The sequence below is a fragment of the Stenotrophomonas sp. genome (genome assembly GCF_031995405.1).
In the GTDB taxonomy this organism is placed as follows: Bacteria; Pseudomonadota; Gammaproteobacteria; order Xanthomonadales; family Xanthomonadaceae; genus Stenotrophomonas.
The window spans coordinates 1-11,150 of record NZ_DAMAGC010000077.1; the positions used below are offsets into that span (position 1 = coordinate 1).

6 protein-coding genes are annotated in these 11,150 nt (G+C 67.7%); 4 read left to right on the plus strand and 2 right to left on the minus strand.

Features of this window, described 5'->3' with window-relative positions:
* A partial coding sequence (locus RTO53_RS13500) for a glycoside hydrolase family 92 protein (RefSeq protein WP_312238269.1) occupies window positions 1-1,556 on the plus strand: 1,556 nt, incomplete at its 5' end.
* Between the two features lie 83 nt (window positions 1,557-1,639).
* Window positions 1,640-2,293 (plus strand): basic secretory protein-like protein, encoded by a 654-nt coding sequence (locus RTO53_RS13505; protein WP_312238278.1) that lies wholly within the window; start codon window positions 1,640-1,642, stop codon window positions 2,291-2,293.
* 765 nt (window positions 2,294-3,058) lie between these two features.
* Here RTO53_RS13505 and RTO53_RS13510 read toward each other — a convergent pair.
* Window positions 3,059-5,353 carry an NADP-dependent malic enzyme gene (locus RTO53_RS13510; RefSeq protein WP_312238270.1) on the minus strand — a complete coding sequence of 765 codons (2,295 nt, stop codon included), beginning with the start codon at window positions 5,351-5,353 and terminating at the stop codon, window positions 3,059-3,061.
* Window positions 5,354-5,600: 247 nt separating this feature from the next.
* A complete protein-coding gene (locus RTO53_RS13515; RefSeq protein ID WP_312238271.1) occupies window positions 5,601-6,950 on the minus strand; it encodes a dicarboxylate/amino acid:cation symporter in 1,350 nt (449 codons plus the stop codon).
* Between the two features lie 301 nt (window positions 6,951-7,251).
* On the opposite strand from RTO53_RS13515, the gene RTO53_RS13520 reads away from it, so the two are divergent.
* Both RTO53_RS13520 and RTO53_RS13525 read left to right on the plus strand, forming a co-directional pair.
* Window positions 7,252-8,418 (plus strand): porin, encoded by a 1,167-nt coding sequence (locus RTO53_RS13520; RefSeq protein WP_312238272.1) that lies wholly within the window; start codon window positions 7,252-7,254, stop codon window positions 8,416-8,418.
* Window positions 8,419-8,477: 59 nt separating this feature from the next.
* Window positions 8,478-11,123, plus strand: a complete 2,646-nt coding sequence (locus RTO53_RS13525) for a PAS-domain containing protein (protein WP_312238273.1) — start codon at window positions 8,478-8,480, stop codon at window positions 11,121-11,123.
* Window positions 11,124-11,150 lie beyond the last annotated feature (27 nt).

The following is an 11,150-nucleotide window of genomic DNA, read 5'->3' on the forward strand; positions in this document are numbered from 1 at the left end:
CCTACGCAGACCTGATGGTGGGCACCAGTTCGGATGTGGCCTTCGCCGATGCGTGGTTGAAGGGCATCGGCGGCTTCGATCCGGAAGAGGCCTATGCGGCGGCGTTGAAGAACGCCACCGTGGTGCCGCCGGACCGCCATGTCGGGCGCAAGGGCATGGACCGCTCCACCTTCCGCGGCTACGCCAGCGCCGATGTGCATGAAGGCATGTCGTGGACGATGGAAGGGGCGCTCAACGACTTCGGCATCGCCAACATGGCCCAGGCGCTGGCCAAGCGCGCGACCACCGTCGCCGCACGCGAGCGCTATGCGACCGAGGCCGACTACTTCGGCCATCGTGCAGGCACCTACGCCACGATGTTCGACCCGGCGGCCGGCTTCTTCCAGGGCCGCACGGCCGACGGCCAATGGCGGCTGGCGGCCAAGGACTACGATCCGCGCGTGTGGGGCCATGACTACACCGAATCCAACGGCTGGACGTTTGCCTTCACTGCCGCGCACGACGGCGAGGGCCTGGCCGGGCTGTACGGCGGCCGCGACAAGCTCGCGGCCAAGCTGGACGCGTTCTTCGCCACCCCGGAAACCGCCGACCCGGCGTTTGCCGGTTCCTATGGCGGCACCATCCACGAGATGACCGAAGCGCGCGATGTACGCATGGGCATGTACGCGCACAGCAACCAGCCCGCGCACCACATTCCGTGGATGTACCTGTATGCCGGGCAGCCATGGAAGACCCAGCAGCACGTGCGCGAGATCCTGTCGCGGCTGTACGTGGGCAGCGAGATCGGCCAGGGTTACCCCGGCGATGAGGACAACGGCGAAACCTCGGCGTGGTACGTGCTGGCCTCGCTGGGCCTGTACCCGCTGCGCATGGGCTCGCCCGAGTACGCGATCGGCTCGCCCGCGTTCCGTCATGCACTGGTGGAGCTGCAGGGTGGCGCGGTGTTGACCGTCAACGCGGCGGACAACTCGCGCGAGAACGTCTACGTGCAGTCGTTGAAGATCAACGGCAAGCCATGGAGCAAGACATGGGTGCCGCACGAGGTGATCGCCAAGGGCGCCACCCTGGACTTCGTGATGGGGCCCAAGCCCTCCACGTGGGGCAGCGGCCCGGACGACGCGCCGCGCTCGCTCACCGCGCGCGGCCAGCGCCCTGCCCTGCTGCATGACCTGCTCGGCAGCGGCGCGCGTGCGCATGGCGCCGATGGCCGTGCGCTGCAGGCGCTGGTGGATGACGATGCCGGCACCGTGGTGCCGCTGGGTGCCAGCACGGTGTCGTTCACCGGCATCAGCGATGGCGTGCCGTCGATGTACACGCTGACCAGCGGCAACGCGCCGATCCACGGTGGCGAGTGGACGCTGGAAGCGCGCAGCAGCGGTGGCCGCTGGACCACGCTGGACCAGCGCCGTGGCGAAGACTTCGCCTGGGCACAGCAGACCCGCCCGTTCGGCATCGCCAAGCCGGGACGTTATGCCGAGTACCGCCTGCGCATCGCCGGGCCGGGGCGAATGCAGTTGGCCGAGGTGGAATTGCTCGCGCCGGTTGGGGAGCGTTGAGCATGGGCGCGATGGCGTTCTGCAGGTGGATGGCCGACGGGGTCATGGGGAGCCGGCCAGCGGCCGGCACTACCGGGACGCTGATGCTGGCGTTGCTGGCGTTCCATGCGGCGGCGTTCGAGGGCAGCCAGCAGCGCGAGGGGGTGACGTTGACCTCCCGCGACCCCGGCGATGCGCTGGATGCGACGATGCGCGGTCGGATCATCGAGACGTTCTTTTCGGCCTACCTGCGCGAACGCGCCGATTTCCATCCAGGCGCACCGACGCAGGCGCGCATCGTGATCGACCCGGCGTACGACGGCGTCGCCTTCGTCGGCGAAGGCGACGGGGCCGCCACCATCACCATCAACCCGGGCTGGCTGGCCAGACATCCGGATGATGTGGACCTGGTGACCCATGAGGCGATGCACATCGTGCAGGGCTACCCCGAGTACGCCAACGAACGCGTGCCGGGGTGGCTGGTGGAAGGCATCGCCGACTACGCGCGCGACCGCTATGGGCGGGACAACGCGGCGGCCGGCTGGGCACTGCCGACGGCGGTGAAGGACGGGCAGCGTTTCGATACCGGCTACCGGGTCACCGGTGCGTTTTTGAAGTGGAGCGAGGGGCAGCACCCGGGCTTGGTGAAGGCGCTGGATGCGGCATTGCGCGAGGGCCACTATGGGCCGGCGTTGTGGACGCAGCGCACCGGGATGGCGTTGCCGGCACTGTGGGCGGCGTACGTAAAGACGCGTTGATGCGGCGCTGCGCGCACATCGTAGGGGGGTGCTTGTCTTGCCGATCGCGCGTTCGGAGGAGCCGGCCAACGGCCGGCACTACCCCAACGGGCAAAGAATGGACGACCCGCGGCCGCCAGAGCGCGGTCGGTCAGCGCGCGCCGACCAGGCCGGCGTACAGCGCGAACAGCTGCTGGAAATAGCGTTTCGTCGTTCGACTGCGCATGGGACTACTCCGGGCTGGCCATTGGGGGGGGCTGGTCGGGCCCAGGGCGGCGGGAGCCGGTGGCCCTCCGCCGCGGCCGGGCCGCGTGGGGGTATTGGGCCTCGGGGAGATTGCAGGGGGGTGACGAACGGGCTACGGGAATATTGATCGGCGACGTAGCCATCGGCATGTCGACGATTGACGCAACCGTCGGCGTATCGATCAAACACGTAACAATCAACGTAGATCCACGCCATGCGTGGATAGCGCGCGCAGCGCGGCCCATGCGTCCGGACCGATGGCATCAACGCGTGGCGGGCACCGGCCGGCGTTGACACTATGCCGATGCCGCATTGCGGCGTGCATGGTGCAAGGCGAAGTGCATCCACGCATGGCGTGGATCTACGCAGAGCCATAACGGGCGCGTGTTGACGGCACCGCAGCAATCGACGTAGATCCACGCCATGCGTGGATGCTGTTCCGCGCTGCGCGCGGTATCCACGCATGGCGTGGATCTACGTGAAACGAGAACGCGCCCCGAAGGGCGCGTTCTGGCAGCTGGAATCCAAACGAGCGGTGCGTTACGCGCCGTTCTTTTCGGCTTCCAGCTGCTTGCGGATCTGCGCATCCACCGCGGCGATCGCGGTCATGTTGAGCACGCGGCGCGAGGTGGCGCTGGTGGTCAGGATGTGCACCGGCTTGGCCACGCCCATCAGGATCGGGCCGATCGCCACGCCGTCGGTGAACACGCGCACCAGGTTGTAGGCGATGTTGGCCGCTTCCAGGTTGGGCAGCACGAACAGGTTGGCGCGGCCCTTCAGCGTGCTGTTGGGCAGCAGCTTCTGGCGCAGTGCTTCGTCCCATGCCGTGTCGCCCTGCATCTCGCCGTCCACGTTCAGGCGCGGATTGCGCTTGAGCAGCAGGCTGCGCACGGTGCGCATCTTCAGCGCGTCCTTGGAATCGTGGCTGCCGAAGTTGGAATGCGACAGCAGCGCCACCTTCGGTTCGATCCCGAACAGCTTCATGCGGTAGGCCGCCTGCAGCGTCGCTTCGCAGATCTGCTCGGCGGTCGGATCTTCCTGCACGTGGGTGTCCACGAAGAAGAACACGCCATGCTGGTTGATCACGCCGGTCATCGCCGAGGTGGAGGTCACCTTGGATTCCAGCGGCAGCACGCTGCGCACGTAACCCAGCTTCTTGTGGAAGCGGCCGACCACGCCGGTGAGCATCGCATCGGCTTCGCCACGGGCGACCATCACCGCCGCGATCAGCGTCGGGCGCGAGCGCATTAGGTTCTTGGCCGCAGCCACGGTCACGCCGCGACGGCCGGTGAGGTTGTGGTAGTACTGCCAGTACTCGTTGAAGCGCGGGTCGTCGTTGATGTTGGTGATGCCGAAATCGACCTCGGCCTTCATCCGCAGGCCCAGGCGCTCGATGCGCGATTCGATCACGTCCGGGCGGCCGATCAGGATCGGGAACGCCAGGCCTTCATCGACCACGTTCTGCACCGCGCGCAGCACCACTTCCTCTTCGCCTTCGGCGTACACCACGCGCTGCTTGTCGGCGCGCGCACGGTCGTACACCGGCTTCATCATCAGGCTGGTGCGGTAGACGAACTGGGCCAGCTTCTCGCGGTAGGCGCCCATGTCGGCCACCGGGCGGGTAGCCACACCCGAATCCATCGCGGCCTGCGCCACGGCGGCCGACAGCTCCACCAGCAGGCGGCGGTCGAACGGGCGCGGAATCAGGTAATCGCGGCCGAAGCTCGGGGTTTCATCGCCATAGGCCGAGCCCAGGTCGCTGGCCTCGCGGCGCGCCATCGCGGCGATCGCGTGCACGCAGGCGATCTTCATTTCTTCGTTGATCGCCGTGGCGCCCACGTCCAGCGCGCCGCGGAAAAGGTACGGGAAGCACAGCACGTTGTTGATCTGGTTCGGGTAGTCCGAACGGCCGGTGCCGATCAGCGCATCCGGACGCACCGATCGGGCCACTTCCGGCATGATTTCCGGCGTCGGGTTGGCCAGGGCGAAGATCACCGGGTCCTTGGCCATGGTCTTGACCATGTCCGCGGTGAGGATGCCCGGGGCCGACAGGCCGAGGAAGATGTCCGCCCCGTCGACGATCTCGGCCAGCGTGCGCTTGTCGGTGTCGCGTGCGTAACGCGCCTTTTCCGGGTCGAGGTCGGTGCGGCCGGTGTGGATCACGCCGTCACGGTCGAAGGCCAAGATGTTTTCCGGCTTCAAGCCCAGCGAGACCAGCATGTTGACGCAGGAGATGCCCGCCGCGCCCATGCCGGTGGTGGCCAGCTTGACGTCCTCGATCTTCTTGCCGGTCACGACCATGGCGTTGAGCACGGCGGCACCGACGATGATCGCGGTGCCGTGCTGGTCGTCATGGAACACCGGGATGTTCATCCGCTCGCGCAGCTTGCGCTCGACGATGAAACACTCCGGGGCCTTGATGTCTTCCAGGTTGATGCCGCCGAAGGTCGGCTCCAGCGAGGCGATGATGTCGACCAGCTTGTCCGGGTCGTTCTCGTCGATCTCGATGTCGAACACATCGATGCCGGCGAACTTCTGGAACAGCACGCCCTTGCCTTCCATGACCGGTTTGCCGGCCAGCGGGCCGATGTTGCCCAGGCCCAGCACGGCGGTGCCGTTGGAGATGACGGCGACGAGGTTGCCGCGTGCGGTCAGCTCACTGGCCTGCTGCGGGTCGGCCATGATCGCTTCGCAGGCATGCGCCACGCCCGGCGAGTAGGCCAACGACAGATCGCGCTGGGTCAACATCGGCTTGGTCGCGGTGACCTTGATCTTGCCGGGCGGCGAGAGCCGGTGATAGTCGAGGGCTGCCTGTTTGAAATCTTCGTTGGACATCGCTTTCTGCAGATGAATGGGCGAGAGGAACAGGGGATCATACCCCCGTTGGCGTGGATGGACCTGTCGCTACGCTGTCGCAGCCATGCTGCAACCGCACATAATCCCGGCCGTTCGGCAGCGTATGCAACCCGCACGGCGAATGCCGATGGCAGGTCGCATCACCGCGTGGCGGCGATAAAAAAAACAGGGCCCGCCATCCAGGGGGAGTGGGCAGGCCCTGCAACACACACAAGCGTCGGCGGCCTCAGCGCGCCGGGGCGGTCAGCGGCGACGGCAGGTCGTCGGTGGCCAATGCCGGCAGTTCGGCCTCGCGGCCATCCAGCGCCATCGCCAGGCGATCGCGGTCCAGGGCGCCTTCCCAGCGCGACACCACCACGGTGGCCACGGCATTGCCGATGAAGTTGGTCAGTGAGCGGCATTCGCTCATGAAGCGGTCCACGCCGAGGATCAGCGCCATGCCGGCCACCGGTACTTCCGGCACCACGGCCAGGGTGGCGGCCAGGGTGATGAAGCCGGCACCGGTGACGCCCGCGGCGCCCTTGGAGCTGAGCATCGCCACCAGCAGCAGCGCGATCTGGTGGCCCAGGGTCAGTTCGGTATTGGTGGCCTGGGCGATGAACAGCGCGGCCAGGGTCATGTAGATGTTGGTGCCGTCCAGGTTGAACGAGTAGCCGGTCGGGACCACCAGGCCCACCACCGACTTGGCGCAACCGGCGCGCTCCATCTTCTCCATCAGCGAGGGCAGCGCCGATTCGGACGAGGAGGTACCCAGCACCAGCAGCAGCTCGGCCTTCAGATAGCGGGCCAGCTTGAACACCGAGAACCCGCACAGGCGGCAGACCACGCCCAGGATGACGGCCACGAACAGGAACGCGGTGAGGTAGAACGAGCCCACCAGCCAGGCCAGGTTGATCAGCGACCCCACCCCGTACTTGCCGATGGTGAAGGCGATGGCACCGAAGGCGCCGATCGGGGCGGCCTTCATCAGGATGTGCACCAGGCGGAACACCGGGGCGGTCAGCGCCTCCAGGAAGGTCAGCACCGGACGGCCCTTCTCACCGGTCAGGGCCAGCGCGATGCCGAACAGCACCGCCACGAACAGCACCTGCAGGATGTTGCCGTCCACGAACGCACTGACCAGGGTGGCCGGGATGATGTCCATCGCAAAGCCGGTCAGGGTCAACTCGTGGGATTTCTCCACGTAGCTGTGGACCGCGGTCTGGTCCAGGTCGGCCGGGTTGATGTTCATGCCCGCACCGGGCTGCACCACGTGCGCCACGATCATGCCCACGATCAGGGCCAGGGTGGAGAAGAACAGGAAGTAGGCCATCGACTTGGCAAACACCCGGCCCACCGTGCGCAGGTGGGTCATGCCGGCGATGCCGGTGACGATGGTCAGGAAGATCACCGGGGCGATGATCATCTTCACCAGCTTGATGAAGGCATCGCCGAGCGGCTTGAGCGATTCGGCGAAGGCCGGCTCGAAGTGGCCGAGGATGGCGCCCAGGACGATCGCCACCACCACCTGGAAATACAGCTGGCGGTAGAAGGGCAGCGGCTTGGCCGGCAGCGGGGCGGCGGTGGGTACGTGCATGGCGGACTCCGGAGAAGCGGTGTTGTTGCGTCCGGCCCGCACGGCAGCAGCAGGCCAGTTCCAAGTGAACCCCGCAGCGGCGGCGGGTGATGGACGCATTTGTACGCGCGAGTCACCGCCAGGCAGATAACCTATTGGTACTAGCCCCCCGGTTCAGGCAGCGATGGATGCCTACACTGCGCCCATCCCGCCCTCCCCCACGGCGGCTGGTGACCGCGCGCAGCCCTCCAGGGCAACAGTTTCCGGCGCTGCGGCCGTTGTTGTCCTGTCCGCTTCAATGAACCCAGAGAGCTGCTCCTCCATGCGCCCGACCCCGACCCTGCTGGCCCTGTGCCTGGCCGCAACCCCTGCCCTGGCCTCAGCGGCCGATTTCGACAACTGGCCGACCAAGGTCGCCTTCAGCGATGGCACCGAGCTGGCCGCCACCGCCAACATCGCCTACGACCTCAACGATTTCTCCGGCGGCAGCGGCATCGAAGACGCCGATGCGGTGCGCCGCAAGGAATTCGGCGCCACGCTGAAGAAGAAGGGCGTCTTCGACGCGATGGTCTATTACGATTTCCAGGCCGATACCTGGCTGGACGTGTTCGTGCGCTTTGAGAGCAAGGCCTTCTTCGGCAGCGACATCGGTCGTTTCCGCTTCGGCTACATGAAGACCCCGGTCGGCCTGGATGCGGGCACCTCCTCGCGCGCCGGCAGCTTCCTGGAAACCGCCCTGCCCGTGCAGGCGTTCTACGAAGGCCGCCGCACCGGTGCCGAATGGGTGCTCGAGCGCCCGCAGTACCTGCTGCAGGCAGGCGCTTACGGCGGCAAGGACCTGCAGGGCGACAACCCCGGCACCACCCAGGCGGTGCGTGCGGTGTGGACCCCGGTGAAGGCGCCCGGCGATGTGATCCACCTGGGCCTGGCGTATTCGCTGGAAAACCCGCGTGGCTACAGCGATGGCCGCGACGTGCACCATGAAGCCAGCGCGCGCCTGCGCGCCCGTCCGGAAGCCGGCCTGACCGACATCCGCCTGGTCGACTCCGGCGCACTGGCCACCGCCGACCAGATCCGCCGCACCGGCCTGGAAGGCATCTGGATCCGGGGCCCGTTCTCTCTGCAGGCCGAAGCCCTGCAGACCACGGTCACCCGCCAGGGCAAGCCGGACTACACCGGCAACGGACAGTACGCCATGGCCAGCTGGGTGCTGACCGGCGAATCGCGCCCGTACAGCGCCGGCGCGGTGGCCAACATCAAGCCGGCCCACGACTACGGCGCGGTGGAACTGGTGGCGCGCTACAGCCGCCTGGACCTGGACGATGCCGACGTGTTCGGTGGCCGCCAGCACGACTGGACCCTGGGCGCGAACTGGTACCTCACCAGCCACTTCAAGTTCCAGGCCAACTACGTGAAGGCCGACGCCAGCCGTCGAGGCGTGCATACCCAGCCGGATATCTTCGAACTGCGCGCGCAGATGCACTTCTGATCGGGCCCATCGCGGCGGGCGTGTACACCGCGCCCGCCGCACGACCGTAGACTGCCGCCATGTACTGGCTCGGCCGCCACCGCACCCTGTTATTGACCCTGCTGCTGATGATCGGCGGCACGCTGCTGTGCGCGGCCGCCGCCGGACACTATGCGTGGCGGCGGGCGCTGGCCGCCGAAAGTGCCCAGGTGCAACGCCAGCTGGAGCTGTACGGACAGGGATTGCAGCAGCGCATCGACCGCTTCGGCACCCTGCCCCAGGTCCTCGCGCTGGATCCGGACCTGCGCCGTGCGCTGCTCAACGTGCCCGACGCCGCCGCACGGCAGCGGCTCAACCTCAAGCTGCAGCGGGCCAACCAGGTCACCCGCGCCTCCACCCTGACCCTGGTCGGCCACGATGGCGTGGCCGTGGCCGCCAGCAACTGGGACCAGCGCAGCAGCAACGTCGGCGAGGACTACAGCTACCGCCCCTATTACCGGCAGGCACTGGCCACCGGCCGCGGCCGTTTCTACGGCATCGGCATGACCACCGGCGTGCCCGGGTACTTCCTGTCCCAGGCGATCGAAGAAGACGGCGTGCGCGTCGGCGTGGTGGTGATCAAGATCGAACTGTCCGCGCTGGAGCAGGAGTGGTTGCCCAGCCCGGACGTGGTGCTGGCCAGCGATGAGCACGACGTGGTGTTCCTGGCCAACCGCGATGCGTGGCGCTACCGCCTGCTGCGCCCGCTGGGCGGCGCCGAGCGCCGCGAGATGCTCGATGCGCGGCAGTATGCCGACCGCTCGCTGCAGCCGCTGCGCGTGCGCACCGAAGACGTGCTCGACAATGGCGGGCGGATGGTGCGCCTGCTCGATCCGGCACTGCCCGGACGCATGCTCTGGCAGAGCCTGGCACTGCCCGAAGAACACTGGAACCTGCACCTGCTGCACGATGCCGGTGCGGCCACCAGCGCCGGGCGCAGCGCGGCCATCGGCGGCGGCGCGGCATGGCTGGCGCTCGGCTTCCTGGTGTTGTTCGTGCAGCAGCGGCGGCGGCTGGACGCGCATCGCCAGCGCAGCCGGCGCGAGCTGGAAAGCGTACTCAAGCAGCATGCCGAGGAACTGCGCACCGCCCAGGACGGCGTGTTGCAGGCTGCCCAGCAGGCCGACAGCGGGCTCAGCCGCAGCCTGGCCCACCTGCCGCAGGGCGTGGTGGTGATCGACAACGAACAGAATCTGGTGGCGTGGAATGCGCGCTACCTGGAGCTGTTCAGGTTTCCACCTGGGCTGATCCGGGTCGGCCGCCCGATCGAAGAGATTTTCCGCTACAACGCGCGCCGTGGCCTGCTCGGTCCCGGCCCGATCGATGAGGCGATCGAGCGTCGCCTGAACCACCTGCGTAGTGGCCGCCCGCACATGCGCGAGAGCGAAAAAGACGATGGCACGGTGCTGGAGATCCGTGGCAATCCGCTGCCCGACGGCGGCTTCGTTACCAGCTATGCCGACATCACCGCCTACAAGAACACCGCGCGTGAACTGCGCTCGCTGGCCGATGCGCTGGAGCACCGCGTGGCCGAACGCACCCGCGACCTGGACGAAGCGCGCCGCGAGGCCGAGCGGGCGAACCGCTACAAATCACGCTTCGTCGCCTCGGCCGTGCATGACCTGCTGCAACCATTGAACGCCGCGCGCATGTTCGTCTCGGTGCTGCGCGGCAAGCTGCACGGCGATGCGCGCGCGCTGAGCGAGCACGTGGACGCCGCGCTGGCCGCGCAGGATGCCATCCTGACCAGCCTGCTGGACATCTCACGGCTGGAATCGGGCACGTTGCAGACCCACGTGCATGTCTTCGCGCTGTCGCCGCTGCTGGAGACGCTGGCGCGGGAATTCGGCATCGCCGCCGACAGTCGCGGCCTGCAGCTTCGTTGGGTGGACACGCGTGCGGTGGTGGTCAGCGATGAGGCATTGCTGCGCCGGATCCTGCAGAACTTTCTTTCCAATGCGCTGCGTTATACCCCGCGTGGACGCGTGCTGATCGGGTGCCGCCGGCAGGGCGGACAGTTGCGCATCGAGGTGCACGACCAAGGGCCGGGCATCCCGGAGAGCCTGCAGGTCGAGATTTTCGAGGAGTTCCGGCGGCTGGATGATGGCGTGGAACAGGAACGCGGTGCGGGGCTGGGGTTGGCGATCGTGGAGCGGATCGGGCGCCTGCTTGGGCATCGCATCACCCTGCACTCCACGCTGGGCCGCGGCAGTGTGTTCGCGGTATGCGTGCCGTTGGGCGATGCGGCGGCCATTGTGGCGCCGACGCCGGCGCCGGCCGTGCCGGCTGACGCCGGCGATGACAGTCCATTGCGGCACTGCCGCGTGTGGAGCATCGATGACGACCCGCGCGTGTGCGCCGCCACCCGCGCCCTGCTGGAACGCTGGGGCTGCGCGGTGGAGCTGGCCGATGGCCCGCAGGCCGCGCTGGAGATCGCCTCGGCATTGAACGTGCCGCAGTTGCTGCTGCTGGATGTGCGCATGGGCCAGTGGCATGGCCCGGCGCTGTATGAGCAGTTGTGTGGGCTGTGGCAGGCGCGACCCCCGGTGATCCTGGTCACCGCCGAGCGCGATGATGGATTGAAGGCGCAGGCGGCGGAGAACGGCTGGGGGTTCCTGTCAAAGCCGGTACGGCCACCGGCGTTGCGCGCGTTGATGACGCAGCTGCTGGTGCGGCATCGGGGGTGAGCGGTGATTGGGGGGCAGCCGAGCGTG

What these genes read in the sequence shown, in the direction of transcription:
- RTO53_RS13505 (WP_312238278.1), top strand. Translation starts at nt 1,640, where the DNA reads ATGCTGGCGTTGCTGGCGTTCCATGCGGCGGCGTTCGAGGGCAGCCAG.
- RTO53_RS13510 (WP_312238270.1), bottom strand. Translation starts at nt 5,353, where the DNA reads ATGTCCAACGAAGATTTCAAACAGGCAGCCCTCGACTATCACCGGCTC.
- RTO53_RS13515 (WP_312238271.1), bottom strand. Translation starts at nt 6,950, where the DNA reads ATGCACGTACCCACCGCCGCCCCGCTGCCGGCCAAGCCGCTGCCCTTC.
- RTO53_RS13520 (WP_312238272.1), top strand. Translation starts at nt 7,252, where the DNA reads ATGCGCCCGACCCCGACCCTGCTGGCCCTGTGCCTGGCCGCAACCCCT.
- RTO53_RS13525 (WP_312238273.1), top strand. Translation starts at nt 8,478, where the DNA reads ATGTACTGGCTCGGCCGCCACCGCACCCTGTTATTGACCCTGCTGCTG.